This is a genomic window from Paraburkholderia atlantica (assembly GCF_009362785.1).
GTDB classification, from domain to species: domain Bacteria; phylum Pseudomonadota; class Gammaproteobacteria; order Burkholderiales; family Burkholderiaceae; genus Paraburkholderia; species Paraburkholderia atlantica.
This window is the reverse complement of sequence record NZ_WHNQ01000034.1, coordinates 17,259-38,877: the sequence shown is the minus strand read 5'-3', so window position 1 is coordinate 38,877 and position 21,619 is coordinate 17,259. Positions and strand designations below refer to the sequence as shown.

The window sequence follows — 21,619 nt, the reverse complement described above, 5'->3', positions numbered from 1 at the left end:
TCGAGGACAAACAGGTTTAGTATTGGCTTGTCCTGCATGCTCGAACGAGTTTTTGTATGGAGATTCACGCTGGATGAAAAGCGCAATTGACCACACAAACGGCGAAGACGTTCTCCAGACAAAGGGGCGTCAGCCGACTTATCTCGAAGTGTCGCGCAGCCTCGAGGAAAAAGTCCGCAACGGTCTCTACCCGCCGGGCAGCCGTCTGCCGCCGCAGCGCGAGCTCGCGTCGGAGCTGGGCCTGAATGTCTCCACCGTGTCGCGCGCGTATAAGGAGTTACAGGCGCGTGGGCTGATCGTCGCGAGCAAGCGGCGCGGCTCGATCGTCACCGGCGGCGCCATGCCTGCCGTGCACGCCCGCCGCGACAACCCATCGGCAATCGGCAACGCTGACGCGAACGCCGTGCTCGACCTGACCGTGAACCGGCCTGCCACCGGTGAATTCCTCACACAGCTCGCGCGGACGCTGACGCAGATCGCGCACGATCCGCGCTATCCAGAGACCCAGGAATATCAGCCGCCGCAAGGCCCCGAATGGGCGCGGGCCGCGGGCGCGCAATGGCTCGCCGCGCCCGGCTTCACACCTGGCGCCGACAGCGTGGTCGTGACGAGCGGCGCGCAGCATGGCCTGTATGCGGTGCTGAGCAGCCTGATGGGGCATGAAGGCGTGATCCTGTCGGATCAGCTGACCTACTACGGCCTGAAAGCCCTGGCGCCGGTATTTCAGTTCGAGCTCGTCGGCATTCCGAGCGACGACGAAGGGCTGCTGCCCGACCGTCTCGAAGACGCGTGCCGGCATCGGCGCGTGAAGGCGATCTTCACGGTGCCGAATCTGCAGAACCCGACCGTCGTGACGATGAGCCTCGCGCGTCGCGCGGCGCTCGCCGACATCGCGCGTCGGCATCACATCGTGATCATCGAAGACGACGTGTACGGCCCGCTGCTGCAAGCGCGCCTGCCGACGATTGCGAGCCTGTGCCCGGAACTGACCTTCCACATCACGTCGACGTCGAAGATTCTCGCGCCGGGTCTACGTATCGGCTATCTGCGCACGCCGCCGCATGGCGCGGCGCTGGCCGCGGAAGCGGTGCGCACGACCGCGTGGATGCCCGCGCCGTTGTCGACGCTGATCGCCACGCGCTGGATCGAGGACGGCACCGCGCAGACGATCCTCGACGCGCAACGCGCCGAGTTGCGCGCGCGCCAGGAGATCGCGCGAGAACTCTTGCCCGCCGAGCATTTGAAGAGCGATCCCGCATGCATGTTCGTGTGGTTGCGCGTGCCGCCGCCGTGGCGCTCGGACGACTTCGCGGCCAACGCGCTCGCGCGCGGCGTCAACACGATGCCGGCCTCCGCGTTCGCGGTGGATCGCTCGACGATCGAACACGGCGTGCGCATCAATCTCGCTTGCGCCGAGTCGCGCGAGCAGTTGACGCGCGGCCTGCAGATTCTCGCGCACACGCTGCGCGACCGGCCGCGCGCGCTGTTCGGCACGATCTAGAGTGCGGCGGAAGGGTCGGGCGGAGCCGCTAGAATACGGCACGACCCCGCCCTGCCGAGCCGCCTTCATCCGATGACTCCGTCCGACGATTCAAGCCCCTCCTCGCGCACGCCCGCCGCCGACGCGCTGTTCGCGTTCCTAAAGACGCTGCCGCTCGGCGACCGCTTGATCGAGGGTGGCTTCATGGCGGTGCAGGCGGTGGCGGGCGCGAGTCTCGCGTTCGGCATCGGCCGCGCGCTGCACACTGAGCAAGCGTTCTGGGCCGCGATCACCGCGATCGGGGTGAGCCAGCACAGTTACATCGACACCCGCAAGCTGTCGCGCGACCAGTTCATCGGCGCGATGGTCGGCGGCATCTGCGGGCTGATCGGCACGCTCGCGGGCGGCGGCCATTTTGCTGCCTATGCGGCGACCGTCGCCGCCGCGATCCTGATCTGCTGGGTCGTCAACGTCGGCAGCGCGGCGCGCCTCGGCGGCATTACCGCGACGATCATGCTGCTGGCGCCGGGCATCGGCCCCGCGTGGGACAAGGCCTTTCTGCGGCTTGCCGAAGTGACGCTCGGCACGGTCTGCGCTCTCGTGGTCGCGCGGCTGATGGCGTCGCTCGAAAGACGGGCGTTCAGAAAGGGCGAAACGCCCAAATAGAATCACGCGCGCGCGTCGATTCTTCAGTCAGTCCTCCGCAGCATCGTCCGCTTGCGTGCGGCGCCGGTAACGTCCCGGCGTCACGCCGACGCTTTGTGCAAACGCCTTGCCAAACGCCGCCTCCGACTGATAGCCGACCGCCTCGCCGATGTCCGCCGCGCTGCGTTGCGTGCGCAACAGCAGGTCGCTGGCGATTGCCATGCGGATCTGCGTCAGAAAATCCATCACGGTCACGCCCGCGCGCTCGTTGAAACGGCGCGCATAGGTCGCGCGCGACATCGCCGCGCGCTCGCCGAGTTCGGAGATCGTCCAGGCGCGTTCGGGGGCGTCGAGCATCGCTTGCACCGAGGCGCCGAGGCGCGCGTCCGTCAGCAACGCGAGCGTGCCGGCGCTGTTCGCATTGCGCTCGCCGTGCACGCGCAGTGCCATCGCGAACAGCGCCTGGCTCAAGGCCGTCACGATGGTGAGCGCGCCAGGCTGACGCCGCGCCGCTTCGCCGCGCATCAAAGTGATCACCGTTTGCAACGCATCGAGCGTTCGCGCGTCGCCGAGCGACACGTGCAGCGGATCGGGCAGCGCATCGAGCAGCAGCGCCGACGAACCGGGCGCATAGACGAAGCGGCCGCACAGCAGATCGACGCCGTCATGAGTCGCGGTGTGGTCGGACTCCTGCGCGGAGGTGGCGGTGGCTTCGTGGCCATCGTTGCGCCGCACCGGCAGCATGCCGTCGTGCCCGAGCGTCAGCGGCAGGCCGCCCGCCGAGCGCTTCACGTCGCGCACGCGATGCGCGGCGCCACGCGGAAACAGCATGAAATCGCCGGCCTGCAATTCGAGCTGCTCGCCGGCCGCGGTCTCGATCACGCAACTGCCGTCGAGCACCAGATGAAACGGCGCGACCCCGCCTTCCAGCGGCGCGTGATCGATATCGAATGCGCCTGATAGCAGGCAGCGAAGATCGAGGCTCGCTTGCGGTCGGGCAAGGTCGATCAGGCGACTGAGGGTGTCCATGAGACGCGCGCGCTAAAAGTTGAGTGGAATGAGTATTCAGGATATCGCGGCGCGGCGCAATACTGTTTCCACGACGCCGGCAACCGCCGGCGCGCAACGGACCAAGGAGCACTGCTATGTTGAACTGGATCGATTACCGCAAGGAACTGTTCGGCCGTATCGGCGAAATGTCGAAGCTCGCGCCGGACAGCGTGAAGGCGTATCAGGCGATGTCGAGCGCCGGTCAGAAGACCGATCTGCTCGGCGCGAAAACGCGCGAGCTGATTGCGCTCGCGGTCGCGGTGAGCCTGCGCTGTGACGGCTGTATCACGGTCCATACGGCCGAGGCGCTGAAGCATGGCGCGACCCGCGAGGAAATCGCCGAAGCGCTCGGCGTCGCGATGGCGATCAACGCGGGCGCGACGCTGGTGTACTCGGCTCGCACGCTGGACGCGGTCGCCGCGCATTCGCAGGGGTAAGCGGGACCGCTGGCCAGCCACTGCGATCCGTACGCCATCGCCAGTGCCTACGCGCCGCAGCCATCACGAGCAGGTTCGATGATGCGGCGCACGGCGTTCACCCCGAACTTCATGGATTGATCTGCCCGCCCGCACCCTGCCGGCCACGCAGCCGCGCGGCGATGCGGCCGAACGCGTACCACTGCTGCGCGATCAGTCCATCCCCATACGAGCGCGCGGCACCATGCGGCGCGGGCAACTGATCGCGGATGCCGGTCGGCTCGACGGCGCGGTCCCACGATGCGGTGCCGAACAGCATGTCCCACCACGGGAACAGCACGCCGAAGTTGCACCCGTAGCGGCTGCCATCATGGCCATAGCCAATGGCATGATGACGCCGATGAAACGCCGGGCTCACGATCAGCCGTTCGAGCAGCCATCCATATGTGAGGCGCGCATTCACGTGCTGTACGCTCTGCATGAAATTGCCGAGTGCGACGAGCACGACGAACTGGTTTGGCTGCACACCGATGAACAGCGCAATGGCCGCAAAAAACGCCGCTTGCAAGATGTCGTCTAAAAAGTGGTTGCGGTCGTCGGCCCACAATGACATCTGCCGCTGGCTGTGATGAACCGCATGCAACTCCCACCAGACGCCGAACCGATGTTGCCAACGGTGATACCAGTAGCCGGCGAAATCGAGCACGATCAGATAGATCAGAAACGACACGAGTGGCTGATCGGTGACGCCCGGCCACAAGTCATCGACTTCGATGTTGGGCACGCCGTGGATCGCCATCAGGCTCTGCCAATGGTTGAAGAACGGCTGCAGCAGAAAGAAGAACGCAAGATTGATGATGCCGAGCTTGGCGATCCACGTGTAGATCACGTCCGCGCGCAACGCCCTGCGGTCCGCCCATGTCTCCACCGGACGCAGCGCTTCGAGCGGGCGCAACACCAGATACGACACGACTATCTGCAACGCGCCGACGATCACCCAGTAGAGCGCATCGTAAGTGTCTTCGTCATAGCCCATCAGATTGAAGCGGTAGAAGATCGGCTGGACCACGTCGACGTACAGCAGCGTCTGCAGGGCTGAGATGCCGTTGTCGAGTTGAGCGACGAGTTCGTGAATCATCTAAAGCCTTTCGGGTTGCGTCAGTCCGGATTGGGCGCGTAGACCGGCGCGCGGTTGGCGAAATACAGACCGTGCGGCGAACGCCCCACCGCGATCGTATCCACCAGCCGATGCGTGCTCAGGTCGATGACGCCGACGTGCCTCGCGAAGCGGAACGTGACCCATAGATAGCGCCGGTCCGCCGAGAGTTCCATGTCGTCAGGGCCCGGCATCAAGCCGGTGATGTCGGCCACTTTGGTCAGCGCGTTGTAGTCGAGGATGCTGACCGTGTTTTCCACGCGATTCGACACGGCGATGTGCTGGCCATCGTCGAGATTGCGAAAGTTGTGCGCGCCGCGGCCCGTGCGGATCTTCTTCACGAGTTGGCGGTTCTTCCAGTCGACCACCGCGACGTTGTCTTCGCCCGTCATGCCGACCAGCAGATAACGATCGCCGGGTGTCATCCAGAGTCCCGCTGGCGTCTTGCCTACATGCAGCTTCCACGAGACTGACTGTGTCGGCAGATCGATCGCCGCGACCTCGCCCGTGTCCTGAAGCGTCACGAACACGGTGCGGTTATCGGATGCAAAGGTCAGGTGGCTCGGCGTCTTCGCGAGCGGAATCCGCTTTGCGAGCGTCACGCTTTCGCCATCGTAGTGATAGATGTCGACGCGATCGAGCCTCAGGCCAGCGGTGACGAACCACCTGTGGTCAGGCGAAAAGCCAAGCTGATACGGATCTTCGATGCCTTCGACACGGCGTTGCACCCGGCCGCTGTGAGGGTCGACGAACATCAGGTCATTCGAAGTCGCATCCGCGACGATCAGCGAACGGCCATCGGGCGTGATCATCAGATGATGGGGCTCCTTGCCGGTCGACTCGGTGCCGATCACTTTGTGCGTGACGGGATCGATCAACGTGAGCTGCGCTTCGCCCGAGTCGAGCACGATCACGTTGTCGGCGGCGTGCGCGAGATGAGGCACTGTCAGCCAACAGCAAGCGAACGCCACGAAAGCGCCGGCTTTTGTAATCGAAGCGAGTGCGAATGTCACGAACCGGATAGGAGTTTGAAATACGACGCGGGGCATCGGTGCGGCCGATGCGGAAGAAGACCTGCCGTGTGAAGTCTACGCGCAATCGCGCGGCAAATGTGATGATCGTCGCGGCCGCGCGAGCATCAAACTCGCGCGGCCCAACGATGAAGATTCAGGCCTTCTTCAGCGTTCGCGAGAACGCCTTCGCGCTATCGCTGCACGACGTGCCGAACCTCGGCCAGTTGCTGACGGCGCTGTTCGCCCTGCCGCTCCAGCATCCAGCCCGGATACTCGGCTGGCAGCGCGCTGACCTCGGCGAGCTTCGCGAGCTCATCGGCGGATAGCGCGACGTTGGTCGCCGCGATGTTGTCGTCGAGCTGCTCGATTTTCTTCGCGCCGACGATCACCGTGCTGACGACACGCTGATGCAGCAGCCACGCCAACGCGATCTGCGCGACCGAAACAGTCTTCGCCGCGGCCATCTCGCGCATCACGTCGATGCAGTCGTACGCGCGCTCGCGATCGATCGGCGGAAAATCGAAAGTCGTGCGACGGCTGCCCGCTTCACCCTGCTGTTCACGTCCGTATTTGCCGCTCAGAAAACCACCCGCGAGCGGACTCCATACCATCAGACCGAGGCCTTCGCTTTGCAGCATCGGCACGAGCTCGCGTTCGAGATCGCGGCCCGCGAGCGAGTAATACGCTTGCAGCGTTTCGAAACGCGCGGCGCCGAGCCGCTCTGCGATGCCGAGCGCCTTCGCGATTTGCCATGCGGCCCAGTTCGACACGCCGACATAGCGCACGTGGCCGTGCTGCACGAGCGTATCGAGCGCGCGCACGGTTTCTTCGATCGGCGTGGCCGGATCGAAACCGTGGATCTGATAGAGGTCGACGTGATCGAGTTGTAGACGCTTCAGGCTCGCCTTGATGCCGTCGAGGATGTGATAGCGCGACGCACCGCGCGCGTTCGCGAACTCGCCGGTCTGGCCGAACACCTTGGTCGCGATCACGACCTTGTCGCGCGGCACTTTCAGGTTTTTCAGCGCGTTGCCCGTGATCAGCTCGGACAGGCCGCCCGCGTAGACGTCGGCCGTGTCGATGAAATTAATGCCCGCGTCGAGCGCCCGGCCGACCAGCCGCTCCGCATCTTCCTGCTGCAGATCGCCGATCTGCCGCCAGATGCCCTCGCCACCGCCGAAGGTCATCGTGCCCAAACACAACTCCGAGACAAACACACCGGTACGGCCCAACTGGTTATATCGCATCGTCGACGCTCCATCGTGGGTGCAGGGAGAATCGTCAAGCGTACTGCAAACGGCGCAGGGCGGCAGCAGAGGCGCTCGCGGCGAAACTACGAATTCCAGCAGTAACGCAACGCCCAACGCGCCGCGCGCGAGCGCCGAAAACCTGCGAGACTGACCGCTATTGCGCCGTCAGCGTGGCCGTCACTTGGAATCGCCGCCACCGCAAACACGGGCGACAGCGGCGGATACCGATCCGGGCGGCTCCCCACTGGATATCCCCCGCGCCGCCCTCACCTACACAAGCATGACTTCGGCAAAATCTTCCGCCGCACTCGACGCGGCGCCCCGCTCCCGCAAGGCCCGCTCCACCGCCAGCGCGGCGCACCCCGCCGCGCCCGTCATGCCGCAGGCCACGCAGGCGCTCGCCGGCTTTCACCCGGCCGTTGCCGGCTGGTTCCAGAAAACCTTCGCCGCCCCGACCGATGCACAAGCCGCCGCCTGGCCGCAGATCCGCAGCGGCCGCTCGACGCTGGTCGCCGCGCCGACCGGCTCCGGCAAGACGCTGACCGCGTTCCTGTCCGCGCTGAACGACCTGGTGTCGCAAGGCCTCGCGAACGACGGCGCGCTGCCCGACGAAACGCTGGTCGTCTACGTGTCGCCGCTGAAGGCGCTGTCGAACGATATCCGCCTGAACCTGCAACTGCCGCTGCAGGGGATCGCCGCCGAACTCGACGCGCTCGGCCTGCCGCCGCTCGACATCCGCACCGCCGTGCGCACCGGCGATACCACGCAGCAGGAACGCAACGCGCTGAAAAAACGCGCGCCGCACATTCTCGTGACGACGCCCGAGTCGCTGTACGTACTGCTCGGCTCCGATTCGGGCCGCCGCATGCTGGCGACGGTGCGCACGGTGATCGTCGATGAAATTCACGCGCTCGCGGGCAGCAAGCGCGGCAGTCATCTCGCGCTGAGCCTCGAACGGCTCGACGCGCTCTGCGGCCGGCGCCTGCCGCGCATCGGGCTGTCGGCGACGCAAAAGCCGGTCAGCGCGGTCGCGCGGTTTCTGGTCGGCGGCGCGAGTCTGGATAGCGACGTGCCGGCCGAGTGCGCGGTAATCGACGTCGGCCACGTTCGCGCGCGCGACCTCGCGCTCGAGATCCCGCCGGTGCCGCTCGAAGCGGTGATGGCCAACGAAGTGTGGGAGCGCGTCTACGACCGGCTCGCCGAGCTGGTCGCGCAGCATCGCACGACGCTGATCTTCGTCAACACGCGCCGCATGGCCGAGCGCGCCGCGCGTCATCTGACCGAGCGGCTCGGCAAGGACGCGGTCGCCGCGCATCATGGCAGCCTCGCGAAAGAACATCGTTTCGACGCCGAACAGCGACTGAAACGCGGCGAGCTGCGCGTGCTGATCGCGACCGCGTCGCTCGAACTCGGCATCGATATCGGCGACGTCGATCTCGTCTGCCAGATGGGTTCGCCGCGTGCGATCGCGCCGTTCCTGCAACGCGTCGGCCGCTCCGGGCACCACGTCGGCGGCATGCCGAAGGGGCGGCTGTTTCCGGCCTCGCGCGACGATTTGCTCGAATGCGCGGCGCTGCTCGATTGCGTGCGGCGTGGCGAGCTCGATGCGTTGCGCATCCCGCGCGCGCCGCTCGACGTGCTCGCGCAACAGATCGTCGCGGAGGTGTCGAGCGCCGAGTGGAGCGAGGATGCGCTGTTCGACATGCTGCGGCGTGCCGCGCCGTACGCGGATCTGCCGCGCGAGCAATACGACGCGGTGCTGCGCATGCTCGCCGAGGGCTACACGAGCCGCCACGGTCCGCGTGCTGCGTATGTGCATCGCGATGCGGTCAGCGGCACGCTGCGCGGCCGGCGCGGCGGCAAGCTGGTCGCGGTGACCTCGGGCGGCACGATTCCCGAGAACGCCGATTACGCGGTCGTGCTCGAACCGCAGGCGCTCAATATCGGCACCGTCAACGAGGACTTCGCGGTCGAAAGCCTCGCCGGCGATGTGTTTCAGCTCGGCAACGCGTCGTACCGGATTCTGCGCATCGAAAGCGGCCGCGTGCGGGTCGAGGACGCACAAGGCCAGCCGCCGAACATTCCGTTCTGGCTCGGCGAGGCGCCGGGGCGCAGCGACGAGCTGTCGTTCGCGGTAGCGAGATTGCGCGAGCAGGTCGAAGCGTTGCTGACGGAGCGCGAAACACAAGCAACAACGGCAACCGTCCTACCCGCAAGCGAACCCGAACCCTCCGCCCCGCGTCTCGACCACGCCATCACCCGGCTAGCCGACCACCTGGCGCTCGACGAACCCGCCGCGCGCCAGATCGTCGAATACCTGGCGCGCGCCCGCGCCGCGCTCGGCGTCTTGCCGACGCAGAGCACGCTCGTGATGGAGCGCTTCTTCGACGAATCGGGCGGCACCCAGCTCGTGATCCACTCACCGTTCGGCAGCCGCGTGAATCGCGCGTGGGGGCTCGCGCTGCGCAAGCGCTTCTGCCGCAGCTTCAACTTCGAGCTGCAGGCGGCGGCCACCGAAGACGCGATCGTGCTGTCGCTGGCCGGCAGCCACTCGTTCGTGCTCGACGATGTGTGGCGCTATCTGCATTCGAACAGCGCCGAGCATCTGCTGATCCAGGCGCTGCTCGATGCGCCGTTATTCGGCGTGCGCTGGCGCTGGAACGCGACGACCTCGCTCGGCCTGCCGCGCTACACGGGCGGGCGCAAGACCGCGCCGCAAGTGCAGCGCATGCGCAGCGAGGATCTGCTCGCAAGCGTGTTTCCCGAGCAGGCCGCGTGTCTGGAGAACATCGTCGGCGAACGCGAGGTGCCGCGCCACCCATTAGTCGACCAAACCATCGACGACTGTCTGCACGACGCGATGGACAGCGAACGCTGGCTCGCGCTGCTACGCCAGATCGAGCACGGCGAGTTGCGGCTCGTCGCGCGTGATCTGCCGGCGCCGTCGCCGCTCGCCGCCGAAATTTTGACCGCGAAGCCCTATGCGTATCTGGACGACGCGCCGATCGAGGAGCGCCGCACCCAGGCGGTACTGAACCGCCGCTGGACCGACCCTGAAACCGCCGACGATCTCGGCGCGCTCGACGCCGCCGCGATCGACAGCGTGCGCGACGAAGCCTGGCCGCAAGCACGCAATGCCGACGAAATGCACGAAGCGCTGACGGGCCTCGCCTGCATCACCGAGGCCGAGGCGCGCGCGCATGACGATTGGCCCGCGCTGCTTGCGGCGTTGGCCAAAAGCCGGCCGGGCGACGCGTTTGCCGCTGGCCACGCAAGCAGACGCAAGCACGGGCAACGACAGCGCGCTGTGGCTGCCCGCCGAGCGCCTGACCTGCTTCGAAGCGCTCTACCCCGCCATCGAGCGCAATCGCTACGAGCCGCCGCTGAACGCCCCGAAGGGCTACACCGAGAGCTGGAGCGCCGACGACGCGCTCGTCGACGTGCTGCGCGCGCGGCTGACCGGGTTCGGCCCGCTGACGGTCGATGCGATCGCGCGTCCGCTCGGTTTGCCGGCCGGCCGGATCGAACCGGCGCTGATCCGTCTCGAAGCCGAAGGCTATCTGTTGCGCGGCCACTTCACGCCGCACACGACCCACGAAGAATGGTGCGAGCGGCACCTGCTCGCACGCATCCACCGCTACACGGTGAAGCGGCTGCGGCGTGAAATCGAGCCGGTCGAGCGGCACGACTTCATGCGCTTCCTGTTCGAATGGCAGCATCTGACGCCGACCACGCGCGCCGAAGGCCGCGAAGCGCTCGCCGCCGCGCTGGACCAGCTCGAAGGCTTCCAGGCCGCGGCCGGCGCGTGGGAGGAGGACATCCTGCCCGCGCGGGTGCGCGCCTACACCAGCGGTTCGCTCGATGAGCTATGCCGCGCCGGCAAGATCGTCTGGACCCGCCTGACCGAGCGGGCGCGCGGCGCCGCCGGTCCGGTCCGCGGCACCCCGATCGTGCTGCTGCCGCGCGCGCAGTTGCGCGCGTGGCGCGCGCTGCTCGATCCGGCGCGCCAGGTCGAGTTGTCGGCTCTCGCGCAAAGCGTGCACGACACCCTTGCGCAACACGGCGCGATGTTCTTCGACGAACTGCTCGCTGAGGTGCGCGTGCTGCGCATGGAGCTCGAAAACGCGCTAGGCGAACTGGTCGCGGCCGGCCTCGCGAACTCCGACAGTTTCGCCGGTCTGCGCGCGTTGCTGAAGCCGATCGCCAAACGCAACGCGTTTTCCAGCAGCCGACGTGCGCGAGCGAGCGCGTTGATCGGCGGCATGGACGACGCCGGGCGTTGGGCGCTCGTTAGCCGCCCGTCCGCCGTCGCGCCGGAAAATCCGTCCGAGCGGCGCAGTCAGTTGCCGCCCGAGGTGCTCGAACACGTCGCAATGACGTTGTTGCGCCGCTACGGCGTGGTGTTCTGGCGCGTGCTCGAACGCGAGGCCGAATGGCTGCCGCCGTGGCGCGATCTGCTGCGCGTGCTGCAGCGGCTCGAGGCGCGCGGCGTGATCCGCGGCGGGCGTTTCGTCAACGGGCTCGCGGGCGAGCAGTTCGCGCTGCCCGAGGCGATTCCGCTGCTGCGCGAGGTGCGGCGACAAGCGAACGACGGTGCTCTTATCTGCGTGGCGGGAACCGATCCGCTGAATCTCGTCGGCACGCTGCTGGTCGGCGACAAGGTGCCGGCCGTTGCCGGCAACCGCGTGCTGTATCGCGACGGCGTGGTGGCGGCCACGCTGGTGGCCGGCAAGTTCTGGTTCGACGCGGCGCTCGACGCCAATCCGATCGAGCGCGAACGCGCCCGCACGCTGCTCACCCACCGCTTCTAGCGACGTCACCGTGGCGTCGTTTTGCCACGCCATAATGCCGCCGCGCGCGGCCACGCCGGCTCCCGCCCCTGGTTAGCAAAACGTTAATGATTCTTCGCTCGAATTGTCACGCTTAGATACAATGAGGCAGTTTCACTTTAGTATGAGGAAGACCGTCTGCCGCCGCCCGCCTTGATAGGGACCGCCGGCACACTCCGGGGATTTCATGAGCGACGAGCTACACGACCAGGTGCTTCACGCGCGGTTCGGCACGAGCAGCCCTTGCTGGCGCCTGGCGGCGGCCAACGACACGCTGGAACTCGTGCCGGCACACGGCCACACGGCTGCGGGCGTCGCCATTCCCCTCACGTCTTTCCAAGCCTCGCAGGTCCGCGCGCTGAGCGGCGTCACCTCGCACGTAGTCGTCGACGTGCAGCTGGACGGCGCGCCGCTGCGGCTGCATCTGGTCGGCAAGAAGCTCGATTGTCATCGCTGGGGCGGCACCGCGTCGGCCCATGCCGACACGGAATCCGTCGCACGCGCGCTGCTGCACGGTCTGTCGTTCGCCGAACAGGTCGTCTCCGAGGTCAATTCGGTCGTCGTCATCGTCGACCGGCATGGCCGGATACAGCGCTTTAACCGGCTCGCCGAGGAGCTGACCGGGCTCAAGGAAGAGGACATCATCGGCCGCAGCGTCTGGACGCTGTTCATGTCGTCCGACGACGGTGCGGTCTCGAACCAGGTCAGCGCGCACTTCTTCAACCGTGGCGAACCGTACGAGATCGAACGGCGCATCAAAACGGTGCATGGCGAGCGGCTGTTCCTGTTTCGCAACAAGTTCGTGCGCAGCGGCAGCGGCATCGAAGACCAGTTCCTGATCTGCTCGGGCACCGACATCACCGAGCAACGGCTCGCGCAGGACCGCCTGATCGAGCAGGCCACCACCGACCCGCTCACCGGCCTCGCCAATCGCAACGCGATCCAGGAGCGCATCCAGATCGCGATCGAACAGGCCGCGCCCGGCGAAACCATCGGCGTACTGTTTCTCGATCTCGACAACTTCAAGAAGGTCAACGATCACTACGGCCACGTGTTCGGCGACCGGCTGATCTGCGATGTGTCGGACGCGATCCGCAACTGCCTGAATCCGGGCGACTCGCTCGCGCGCCTCGGTGGTGACGAATTCATCGTGCTCGCCGCGAAGGGCTCCGCCCACGGCCTGGAAAACATAGCGCAGCGCATTCTCGATCGCATGCGCATGCCGTTCGCGGTCGGGCTCGTCGAGGTCTATACCGGCTGCTCGATCGGCATCGCGCGTTGGCCCGAGCATGGCGAAACCCTCGAATCGCTGATCCGTTCGGCCGACACCGCGATGTACGTCGCGAAGGATGAAGGCAAGCGCACGCACCGCGTGTTCTCGCCGGACATGAACCGCCGCGTCGCGGAGTTCATGTGGCTCGACACGAATCTGCGCCGCGGACTCGAGGAAGGCCAGTTCGCGCTGCACTATCAGCCGAAGCTGAACCTCGCCACGGGCGCCGTGCAAGGCGCGGAAGCGCTGGTGCGCTGGAATTCGCCGGAGCGCGGGCAGATCATGCCGGCGGAATTCATCCGTTATGCCGAGGAATCCGGCTTGATCGGCGTGCTCGGCCGCTGGGTGATGGAGACCGCCGCGAAACAGGCGGCCCGCTGGAAAGCGGCCGGCTATGACCTGCGCGTCGCGATCAACGTGTCGGCGCGACAGCTCACCGATACAGCCGTGGTGCGCCATTTCACCGAGGCGTTGCAGCATGCGAGCCTCGCCCCCTGCCTGATCGATCTCGAGCTGACCGAAAGCTGCCTGATCGAAAACGAAGCGGCCGCGATCGAACTGATCAAGCAGTTCCGCCAGCTCGGCGCGCAGGTGCATCTGGATGACTTCGGCACCGGCTACTCGTCGCTGTCGCAACTCGGCCGTATTCCGCTCGACGTGATCAAGCTCGACCGCAGCTTCACGCGCTCGATCCACGCTGACATGAAGGCACAGGCGCTAGTGCGGTCGATGGTCGCGGTCGCGCAGGAGCTCGATTTCCAGGTAGTCGCCGAGGGGATCGAAACCGAAGCGGAAGAAGCCTTCATGAAGGGCTTGGGCGTCGATTACGTGCAGGGCTTCCTGTACGCGCGGCCGATGCCCGCCACCGACTTCGAGCGCTGGCTGCTCGACAGGCGCAAGCTCAGGCTGATCGCCTAAGCGTTGCTGTCGCGCGCTTCAGCCGAGGCGCGCGGACCAACTTGCCACTTCGTCCTCACTCATCCCGACGGCGCGCGCCGCGGAGTGGATTTGCGCCCACGTAGCGGCGTCGATTGGAATGCCGGCGGCCTCGCGTTGCGCGCGTGTGACGCGCTCGGGCTCGCCGGGTTCGTAGATGCGCTCGGTGCCCGCCGCGAGCGGCGACGCCTTCACCCACGCGAGAAACGCATCGGCTTCGGCTTGCGCATCGGGCGCGTCGAATGCGGCCGGATCGATGATCACCGACAGCATGCAGTTGATGATCGCGTGCGTGGTAACGAGCGTGTCCGCGTGCGTCGTGAAGCCGCCCGACAGCGCGCCGCCGAAAATCTCGCACATTGCCGCGAGCCCGAACCCCTTGTGGCCGCCGAATGGTGTCAGCGCGCCGAACGGCGCTTCGTGCATGACTTTCGGTTCGAGCGTCGGCATGCCTTCGTGATCGATCAGCGCGCCGGGTGGCGTGTGCTTGCCCTGGTTATACGCGACGCGCGTCTTGCCGAACGCGATCGTGCTGGTCGCGAAGTCGAGCACGAGTGGCGGCTTGCCGGGTCGCGGATAAGCGGCGCAGAACGGATTCGTGCCGATGCGGCGGTCTGCGCCGCCGAACGGCGCGACTAGCGGATCGCCCGCCACGTTGACGAAGTGGAACGACACCAGACCGGCGCGCGCGCACTGCTCGGCCCAATGCCCGATGCGGCCGATATGATGCGCGCCGCGCAAGCCCACCGCGCAGATGCCGAGCCGCCGCGCGCGCTCGATGCCCCGCTCCATCGCCTCGAACGCGATCACCTGACCGAAGCCCTTGCCCCCTTCGACGGTCAGCACCGCGCCCGCGTCTTTGACGACGTCGGCATGCCGATTCAGTTGCAGTTGCTGGTCGGCGAGCGATTCGACATAGCGCGGGATCATGCCGACGCCATGCGAGTCGTGCCCGGTCAGATTCGCGGCCACCAGATGATCGGCGATCAGCTCCGCTTCACGAGGCGCACTGCCCGCTCGCTGCCAGATCGCCCTGACGTAGGCATGCAGTTGATCGGCCGGAATCCGGGGCGTGTTGGCGTGGGCAGTCTGGGAGTCGGTCATTCAGCGTGTCGGCGTGGTTCGAACGGAAGGGAGCATCAGTAAACAACGGGCCCGGGTCACGCCCGAGCCCCACTCAAACGAAGCCAGACCTCACGGCGCCGCGGCGATCACTTCGGCAACCGCGGCCGTCAGCTTCTTGCCGTACGGCACGTGCAGAAACTCGTTCGGCCCATGCGCGTTCGACTTCGGCCCGAGCACGCCGCACACCATGAACTGCGACTTCGGGAAGCCCGCCTTCAGCACGTTCATCAGCGGGATTGTGCCGCCGAGGCCCATGTAGGCGGCGTCTGCGCCGAAGTGCTGACGCGATGCATCGCTGAGCGCGGTGGCCAGCCACGGTGCGACCTCCGGTGCGTTCCAGCCGCTCGCCGCCCCCGCATCCGGCTTGAACGTGACCTTCGCGTTGTACGGCGGATCGAATTCGAGCAGCGCCTTCAGTTCGGCGACGGCCTTCTCCGCTTCGATGGTCGGCGGCAGACGCAGCGACAGCTTGAACGCGGTGCGCGGACGCAGCACGTTGCCGGCGTCGGCGAGCGCGGGCAAACCGGCCGCGCCCGTCACCGACAGCGAAGGACGCCACGTCGAATTGAGCAGCGCCTCCTGTGGATCGGTCGTGGTGGGCAGCACTTGACGGCCGTCCTGACCGCATGCCCACGGCATCTTCTTCCACACGTCATCGCCGAGAATCCTGGCGGCGGCCTCCGCTTCGCGCAGACGATCGGCCGGCACCGGGCAGTGAAAGCCCTTCGGCAGCAGCGTGCCGTTCGCGGAGTCTTCGAGACGATCGAACAGTTGCCGCATGATGCGGAAGCTCGACGGCACGATGCCGCCATAGACGCCCGAGTGAATCCCTTCGTCGAGCACCTGCACTTCGAGATCGCCGGCGACGAGCCCGCGCAGCGACGTGGTCAGCCACAGCTGATCGTAATTGCCCGCGCCCGAATCGAGACACACGACCAGTCCGACCTTGCCGAGCCGCTCGCGCAGCGCGTCGACGTAGGGCAGCAGATCGTAGCTGCCCGACTCCTCGCAGGTTTCGATCAGCCCGACGCAGCGCGGACGCTCGACCCCTTGCGCATCGAGCGCGGCGAGCGCCGTCAGGCTCGCGTAGATCGCGTAGCCGTCGTCTGCGCCGCCGCGGCCGTACAGCTTGCCGTCCTCGAGCTTCGGCGTCCACGGACCGAGGTCGTTGCGCCAGCCATCGAACTCGGGCTGCTTGTCGAGGTGGCCGTAGAGCACGATGGTTTCGTCGCTGCCCGAGCGCGTCGCGGCCGTTTCGAAGAAGATCACCGGCGTGCGGCCCGGCAAGCGGATCACCTCGAGCTTCAGGCCGCGCACCGGTTGCTGCTCGGCCCACTTCGCGGCGTCGGTGATCACGCGCTCGAGGTAACCGTGCTTCGCCCAGTCTGGATCGAAGGCCGGGCTCTTCGCCGGTACGGTGATGTAGTCCGTCAGCGCGGGCACGATCTCGTCGTTCCACTTGCGCTCGACGAATTCTCGTAGCGTGTCCGGGTTGAGTTGGGCCTGCTGGGTCGTGTCGTCGCTGATCATGATCGGGTCCGTGAAATACTGTTCGGTCGAAACGATCATGATAGTCCCGATGCGTGTCGGGCTGAACCCCTTGCGATGATTGGCTGGGGACTGGAACGCGCGGGTGCGCGGCGCGCGGCGGCCATTCGCGCGACAATCATTACATGCATCGCGCATCAGGAGCTTTTATGGGTGGCAACCTGGCCGTTCAGGCAATCGGCGCGGCATTCGCGCTCGCGCTGTATTTTCTGCCGGCGATCATCGCAGACCGGCGCAAGCGTCGTGACGTGCTGACGCTCGCGCTGTTTAACGCCTGCCTCGGCTGGACCGTGCTCGGTTGGGTGCTCGCGCTGTATTGGGCGCTACAGCCGAATCCGGCGGAGAGCCTTGCGAGCGACGTCGTCGAGACTCGCAAGATGTCGACCTTGCGCGCGTTTTCATCGGCACTGACGCTGCGCGTGCGGCGACGCGAGGCCGCGCGCGACCGGCCCGAGCGCTGAAACGATTCGGGCGGCTCGAGCAATACGAGCAATAAACGAATAACAGGAAACAGCTTGATTGATGCGCACGTGCGTCACTCAGGCCGCGCGCCCGATGCGACTCCACTGCACCGAGCCCGCCGGAATGGAGCGCGGTTCCGCACGCACGGCTTGCGCGGCAAAGGTTTCGTGACGCAGTTCGCCGTGTTCGTCGAACCACTCGCAGATCAGCCAGTCGCCCGGATTGCGCGCGACTGGACCTGCGTACGTCACGGTCATGCGCGGGCCCCCATCTTTTAACTTGACGACGTCGCCCACGTTGAAGGCGGCGGATGTTGTCTGGAATGCGTCAATGGTAGCGGTCAGCATATTGGGTCCCCCTATCTTGAGCGTTTTTAAGTTGAGCCCGGCCTTATCGACTTCGACCTGTTGAATGAAGATTCTAAAGTTTAGACAGATTAACAATCGAATTTAAACGCGGCAAGCGCTTTTTATTGATACCGTTTTCATTGGATCTGCGGTTGATGCCCAATGGTTAAAGTTCCCGGCATTCCAAAACATTTCACGCGACAACATTGCGGGTAACCCTATGTGCGCTACCGCACAGACGCAACAGTTACTGCAGGCCGTTTGCAGCCCGGTAGGAAATACGAGGCGGGTTTCGTCTGATTAGAAAACCTGACGTGATAGCGTTGAGCCGTTAATCAGAATGAGCCCGCTTGATCTAAATCAGAATTACCTGTGAACGAGTAGATCGCCGGTAAATACCCCGCAGTTCGTTATACCGCTTCGTTCAAATTCAACGATTTTTCTCAGCGAGCCAACGAGTGAAAACGATTACCGGCGGGTTAATTTCAAACTGCCGGGGCGACTGAGCGCCGCACGCTTTGCTGATGACGCACCAGCAGCACGCTCAGGCCAATACAAACAAACATCAGCGCGGCATTGATAGCGAGACTCAGCTGAAACGCGTGTGCATAAGACGCGGGCGCCGCGCTGCCACCGAGCGCCCCGAAGAACGCGCCGCTGACCGCTGCGGTGCCGAACGCGGAGCCGATCTGCAACGTCGACGACACCACACCCGATGCAAGCCCCGCCTTCTCCGGCACCACCTCCTGCAGCACGATGCGCATGATCGACGGCAACAGCAGACCATGTCCGACACCCGCGCATACCAACCCGCTGTAGAACAGCAGATCGGGCGTCGCGGATCGAGTCGCGGACCAGCCGGTCACGGTGAAGCCCAGCGTCATCATCGAGAAACCGAGCGTCAGCACATGCGCGCCGATGCGCTTGACCACGGCAGGCGACGTCAGCGGCCCGATCACGAAGCCGACCGCGAACGGCATGATCGCGATGCCCGACGCGAGCGGCGTCCAGTGCAGACCGGTCTGCAGGAAGATGCCGTAGGTCAGGAAGAACGCGCTATTGCAATAGAACAGGAACGCAAGCACGAGACCGAGCGCGAACGCGCGATTGCGGAACAGTTGCAGATCGACGAGCGGATGGCCACCGCCGCGCTCGACGCGCAGCTCGGTCGCGACGAACAGCGCGAACACCGGCACCGCGAGCGCGAACATCACGAAGGTCCACGCGGGCCAGCCGGCTTCGCGGCCATGCGTCATCGGATAGATGACCAGCAGAAGTACCGCCGACAGCAGCGCAACCCCCTTCAGATCGACGCCGGTATGCGTGGCCGGCTGGTTCTCCGGCACGAACTTCCATGTGCCGATGAACGCCGCTATGCCGATCGGGATGTTGATCAGAAAGATCACGCGCCAGTCGAGCCCGAACGGGTGATACGTGATCAGCGCGCCGCCGCCGAGTTGCCCGACGATCGACGACAAGCCGAATACGAAACCATACAGACTCATCACGCGCGTCTGCTGATGCAACGGTACAACCGCGCGAATCGTCGCAAGCACTTGCGGCGCCATTACCGCGGCCGCGATGCCTTGCACGATGCGTGCGATCACCAGCATGTGGCCGCTCGTCGCGAAACCGCACAACGCGGACGCGATCACGAAGGCCGCCATGCCGGTCATGAACATGCGACGGCGGCCGAACAGATCGCCGAGGCGGCCGCCCGTGATCAGCAGCACCGCGTACGCGGACGCATAGGCCGACACGACGAGTTGCAGCTGCGCGTCGCTCGCGTTCAGGCCCGTGTGAATCGACGGCAGCGCCAGATTGACGATGAAGTAATCGAGCGGCGCGAGAAAGGCGCCGACGAACAGCACGGCGAGCGCGAGCGCCTGGCGCGGGAAGCCAGGCGCCGCCGCTTTGGCGGCGACAGCCATGCCTGCCATCGCGGGGCCGGGCCCGGTCACCGCCCCGGCTGCGCTCGCCGCGCAACTAGCGGATCCACCGAATGCCGCAGGAGCGGACTTGATTGCTTCGCTTTTCATGACCGACCGTTCAAGAAATAGTTAAAAAACTCGCGCCAGTGTTCGCGTACGAGCTGCTACACCAGCGCGCGCATCGCCACATCGACGATATCGACCAGCGCATCTTGCTGGTGCGCAACCCGTCCCATGACCCGCAGGCCCTGCATCACGCATAACAGGAAATCGCCGACGGCTTTTTCGTCGAGTGTCGAATCGAACGCGCCGCTCGCTTGACCGCGAATCACCGCCGCCGCGAGCAAGGTTGCCATGCGACGCTGAATCGCGGCGACGCGCGCGCGCAGCACTTCGTCATCGGGCTGCATTTCGAGCGTCGTATTCGTGATGAAACAGCTGCGCCGACCGCTCAACCCGCACGATACCCGCGCGTAGTGCAGCAGCGCGTCGCGCAGCGCCTGCTCCGGATCAGCCGTCGCGCTCAGTCGCTGCGCAAGCCGCGCGACCGCGCCTTCCGAGTAATGCTCGAGCGCGGCAAGCATGATGCCGTGCTTGTCGCCGAACACGCCGTACAGGCTGCCGCGCAGCAGACCAGTGGCCTTGCACAGATCGTCGATCGACGTCGCGTGGTAGCCGTGATCCCAGAACACCTGGCTGGCGTTCGCCAGCACGGTGTCGGTGTCGAACTCGCGCGGACGGCCGCGCTGAGATGTTTCGCCGGCTTTTTTCGCGGCTTGCCTGGAATGACTCAATTGCGATGACCTTGTTGCTGCGTTGGTGTCGGTCTGTGGATATTATGACTGGATGTTCAATAAATCAAGGACGGCCTTCCGTAGGCCTACTCGCGTCGGGGTCATCCATTCCTTCGACAACGGCCAAGAAAAAGCCGGCGGCGGGCATGGCCCTTCGCCGGCTTCGTTGTGCTGACAGTGACAGCCAACGCTTAGGTCTCCAGCTTCGCATCCATCGTAATCGTCGCATTCAGTACCTTCGACACCGGGCAACCGGCCTTCGCGTCCGCGGTTGCCTTGTCGAACGCGGCCTTGTCTCCGCCCGGAATCTTCACGGTGACGTCGAGATGCACCGCGGTGATCGTGAAGCCGCCGCCGTCCTTGTCGAGCGTGACGGTGGCCGTGGTGCCGATCCGCTCTGGCGTGATGTTGGCCTTGCCCAGCTCCGCCGACAATGCCATCGAGAAACACCCCGCATGCGCAGCCGCGATCAGCTCTTCCGGATTCGTGCCGATGCCGTCCGCGAAGCGTGTCGCGAACGAGTATTGGGTGTCCTTCAACACGCCGCTGTCGGTGGAAATCGAGCCCTTGCCGTTCTGCAGGCCGCCTTGCCAGACTGCTGATGCCTTGCGCTTCATCGCTCTCTCCTGTTTATGCCTTGCCGCGCACGCCGCTCGACCGAAGATGATGCCCGCCGCGGCGGTCCGCCCGGATATGTCCGCGCCTGGGCATCGGTCGCTGGTGCCGCGCGACTTGCAGGCGCGGGCGTGGACCGGCCTTCATCATAGGCGCTTCCGTGTTTCGGCGCGGGAAAAGCGCCCTTTTCACTATCTCAAAACTCGCAATAATATTTCACCGGAAAGCCGCTTTTTTGCTGACCTCGTAAGAAATAGACTGCGTTCAACGGATCGGGAAACGCGGTTCATACCGGTCCCCACACAATCAATTGGAGGTCGTTATGAAATCGCTTCTTTCCGCAGTTGTCGTCGCATCCGCTCTTATCGTTCCGGCAGTGTCGTTCGCCCAGCAGGCAAACGGTCCGATCACGCGCGCTCAAGTGCGCGCCGAACTCGTCGCCGCGCAAAAAGCGGGCCTTCTGAACCAGAACGACACCACGTATCCGAAGGCCGTGCCCCAGGACTCGACGATCGTCACCGCATCGGCCGAGGGTACGCAGGATGTCGGCGGCGCGAAGGCCAGTTCGTCGGACGCAGGCGCGCCGGCGACGGTGCAGCAACGTCTCTTTTCGACGTATCGTGGTAACTAAAGGTGGTAACTAAGCGTGCCAACTAAGCGCGCTGGCAGTTAAGGCAGCGCGCAGTAAAAAAAAGCCCCGGTTGCGAAGTTCGGCAACCGGGGCTTTTTTCGTTGGCGCGTGCGGCGCT

16 protein-coding genes and 1 pseudogene are annotated in these 21,619 nt (G+C 65.5%); 7 read left to right on the top strand and 10 right to left on the bottom strand.

Features of this window, described 5'->3' with window-relative positions:
- The first annotated feature begins 73 nt into the window (after positions 1–73).
- On the top strand, positions 74–1,501 hold the full coding sequence (locus GCT19_RS32625) for an aminotransferase-like domain-containing protein (RefSeq protein ID WP_152854220.1): 1,428 nt from the start codon (positions 74–76) through the stop codon (positions 1,499–1,501).
- Positions 1,502–1,573: 72 nt separating this feature from the next.
- Positions 1,574–2,146 (top strand): FUSC family protein, encoded by a 573-nt coding sequence (locus GCT19_RS32620; protein ID WP_018438204.1) that lies wholly within the window; start codon positions 1,574–1,576, stop codon positions 2,144–2,146.
- 27 nt (positions 2,147–2,173) lie between these two features.
- Here GCT19_RS32620 and GCT19_RS32615 read toward each other — a convergent pair whose 3' ends face one another.
- Positions 2,174–3,154 carry a cupin domain-containing protein gene (locus tag GCT19_RS32615; protein WP_152854219.1) on the bottom strand — a complete coding sequence of 327 codons (981 nt, stop codon included), beginning with the start codon at positions 3,152–3,154 and terminating at the stop codon, positions 2,174–2,176.
- A gap of 116 nt (positions 3,155–3,270) precedes the next feature.
- Here GCT19_RS32615 and GCT19_RS32610 point away from each other — a divergent pair, with 116 nt between their 5' ends.
- Complete coding sequence (locus GCT19_RS32610; RefSeq protein ID WP_013091842.1) at positions 3,271–3,612, top strand: carboxymuconolactone decarboxylase family protein; 342 nt, start codon at positions 3,271–3,273, stop codon at positions 3,610–3,612.
- 109 nt (positions 3,613–3,721) lie between these two features.
- Here GCT19_RS32610 and GCT19_RS32605 read toward each other — a convergent pair whose 3' ends face one another.
- The 3 genes from GCT19_RS32605 to GCT19_RS32595 all read right to left on the bottom strand — a co-directional run bounded on the left by GCT19_RS32605 (position 3,722) and on the right by GCT19_RS32595 (position 7,007).
- A complete protein-coding gene (locus GCT19_RS32605; RefSeq protein ID WP_152854218.1) occupies positions 3,722–4,729 on the bottom strand; it encodes a sterol desaturase family protein in 1,008 nt (335 codons plus the stop codon).
- 20 nt (positions 4,730–4,749) lie between these two features.
- Positions 4,750–5,796 (bottom strand): YncE family protein, encoded by a 1,047-nt coding sequence (locus GCT19_RS32600; protein WP_152854217.1) that lies wholly within the window; start codon positions 5,794–5,796, stop codon positions 4,750–4,752.
- A gap of 155 nt (positions 5,797–5,951) precedes the next feature.
- Positions 5,952–7,007: an aldo/keto reductase gene (locus GCT19_RS32595; protein WP_026229216.1), complete on the bottom strand. Its 1,056-nt coding sequence runs from the start codon at positions 7,005–7,007 to the stop codon at positions 5,952–5,954.
- Positions 7,008–7,386: 379 nt separating this feature from the next.
- Here GCT19_RS32595 and GCT19_RS32590 point away from each other — a divergent pair.
- Both GCT19_RS32590 and pdeR read left to right on the top strand, forming a co-directional pair.
- Positions 7,387–11,821: pseudogene (locus GCT19_RS32590) on the top strand (DEAD/DEAH box helicase).
- Positions 11,822–12,026: 205 nt separating this feature from the next.
- Positions 12,027–14,030 (top strand): cyclic di-GMP phosphodiesterase, encoded by a 2,004-nt coding sequence (gene pdeR / locus GCT19_RS32585; RefSeq protein ID WP_018438211.1) that lies wholly within the window; start codon positions 12,027–12,029, stop codon positions 14,028–14,030.
- 18 nt (positions 14,031–14,048) lie between these two features.
- Here the strand turns inward: pdeR and GCT19_RS32580 are convergent, their stop codons facing one another.
- Together GCT19_RS32580 and GCT19_RS32575 are read right to left on the bottom strand one after the other, a co-directional pair.
- Positions 14,049–15,152 carry a malate/lactate/ureidoglycolate dehydrogenase gene (locus GCT19_RS32580; RefSeq protein WP_152854216.1) on the bottom strand — a complete coding sequence of 368 codons (1,104 nt, stop codon included), beginning with the start codon at positions 15,150–15,152 and terminating at the stop codon, positions 14,049–14,051.
- A 90-nt stretch (positions 15,153–15,242) separates the two neighbouring features.
- Positions 15,243–16,703 carry a M20 family metallopeptidase gene (locus GCT19_RS32575; protein WP_041735317.1) on the bottom strand — a complete coding sequence of 487 codons (1,461 nt, stop codon included), beginning with the start codon at positions 16,701–16,703 and terminating at the stop codon, positions 15,243–15,245.
- A gap of 167 nt (positions 16,704–16,870) precedes the next feature.
- Here GCT19_RS32575 and GCT19_RS32570 point away from each other — a divergent pair, with 167 nt between their 5' ends.
- Positions 16,871–17,182, top strand: a complete 312-nt coding sequence (locus GCT19_RS32570) for a superinfection immunity protein (protein ID WP_026229219.1) — start codon at positions 16,871–16,873, stop codon at positions 17,180–17,182.
- A 78-nt stretch (positions 17,183–17,260) separates the two neighbouring features.
- On the opposite strand, the gene GCT19_RS32565 is transcribed toward GCT19_RS32570, so the two are convergent.
- From GCT19_RS32565 to GCT19_RS32550, 4 genes are all read right to left on the bottom strand, one after another.
- Entirely contained in the window at positions 17,261–17,530 is a 270-nt protein-coding gene (locus GCT19_RS32565) for a YodC family protein (RefSeq protein ID WP_018438215.1), read from the bottom strand.
- 485 nt (positions 17,531–18,015) lie between these two features.
- The gene (locus GCT19_RS32560; protein WP_152854215.1) at positions 18,016–19,569 is read right to left on the bottom strand and encodes an MFS transporter; all 1,554 of its coding nucleotides are present in this window, start codon (positions 19,567–19,569) and stop codon (positions 18,016–18,018) included.
- Between the two features lie 56 nt (positions 19,570–19,625).
- Positions 19,626–20,255 (bottom strand): TetR/AcrR family transcriptional regulator, encoded by a 630-nt coding sequence (locus GCT19_RS32555; RefSeq protein WP_013091853.1) that lies wholly within the window; start codon positions 20,253–20,255, stop codon positions 19,626–19,628.
- A gap of 191 nt (positions 20,256–20,446) precedes the next feature.
- Complete coding sequence (locus GCT19_RS32550) at positions 20,447–20,872, bottom strand: OsmC family protein (RefSeq protein WP_013091854.1); 426 nt, start codon at positions 20,870–20,872, stop codon at positions 20,447–20,449.
- Positions 20,873–21,192: 320 nt separating this feature from the next.
- On the opposite strand from GCT19_RS32550, the gene GCT19_RS32545 reads away from it, so the two are divergent.
- Complete coding sequence (locus GCT19_RS32545; RefSeq protein WP_013091855.1) at positions 21,193–21,501, top strand: DUF4148 domain-containing protein; 309 nt, start codon at positions 21,193–21,195, stop codon at positions 21,499–21,501.
- Positions 21,502–21,619: the final 118 nt, after the last annotated feature.

Coding starts and splice junctions, on each gene's coding strand:
- GCT19_RS32620 (WP_018438204.1), top strand. CDS start 1,574: ATGACTCCGTCCGACGATTCAAGCCCCTCCTCGCGCACGCCCGCCGCC.
- GCT19_RS32595 (WP_026229216.1), bottom strand. CDS start 7,007: ATGCGATATAACCAGTTGGGCCGTACCGGTGTGTTTGTCTCGGAGTTG.
- GCT19_RS32580 (WP_152854216.1), bottom strand. CDS start 15,152: ATGACCGACTCCCAGACTGCCCACGCCAACACGCCCCGGATTCCGGCC.
- GCT19_RS32610 (WP_013091842.1), top strand. CDS start 3,271: ATGTTGAACTGGATCGATTACCGCAAGGAACTGTTCGGCCGTATCGGC.
- GCT19_RS32575 (WP_041735317.1), bottom strand. CDS start 16,703: ATGATCAGCGACGACACGACCCAGCAGGCCCAACTCAACCCGGACACG.
- GCT19_RS32565 (WP_018438215.1), bottom strand. CDS start 17,530: ATGCTGACCGCTACCATTGACGCATTCCAGACAACATCCGCCGCCTTC.
- GCT19_RS32545 (WP_013091855.1), top strand. CDS start 21,193: ATGAAATCGCTTCTTTCCGCAGTTGTCGTCGCATCCGCTCTTATCGTT.
- GCT19_RS32600 (WP_152854217.1), bottom strand. CDS start 5,796: ATGCCCCGCGTCGTATTTCAAACTCCTATCCGGTTCGTGACATTCGCA.
- GCT19_RS32625 (WP_152854220.1), top strand. CDS start 74: ATGAAAAGCGCAATTGACCACACAAACGGCGAAGACGTTCTCCAGACA.
- pdeR (WP_018438211.1), top strand. CDS start 12,027: ATGAGCGACGAGCTACACGACCAGGTGCTTCACGCGCGGTTCGGCACG.
- GCT19_RS32615 (WP_152854219.1), bottom strand. CDS start 3,154: ATGGACACCCTCAGTCGCCTGATCGACCTTGCCCGACCGCAAGCGAGC.
- GCT19_RS32605 (WP_152854218.1), bottom strand. CDS start 4,729: ATGATTCACGAACTCGTCGCTCAACTCGACAACGGCATCTCAGCCCTG.
- GCT19_RS32570 (WP_026229219.1), top strand. CDS start 16,871: ATGGGTGGCAACCTGGCCGTTCAGGCAATCGGCGCGGCATTCGCGCTC.
- GCT19_RS32550 (WP_013091854.1), bottom strand. CDS start 20,872: ATGAAGCGCAAGGCATCAGCAGTCTGGCAAGGCGGCCTGCAGAACGGC.
- GCT19_RS32560 (WP_152854215.1), bottom strand. CDS start 19,569: ATGAAAAGCGAAGCAATCAAGTCCGCTCCTGCGGCATTCGGTGGATCC.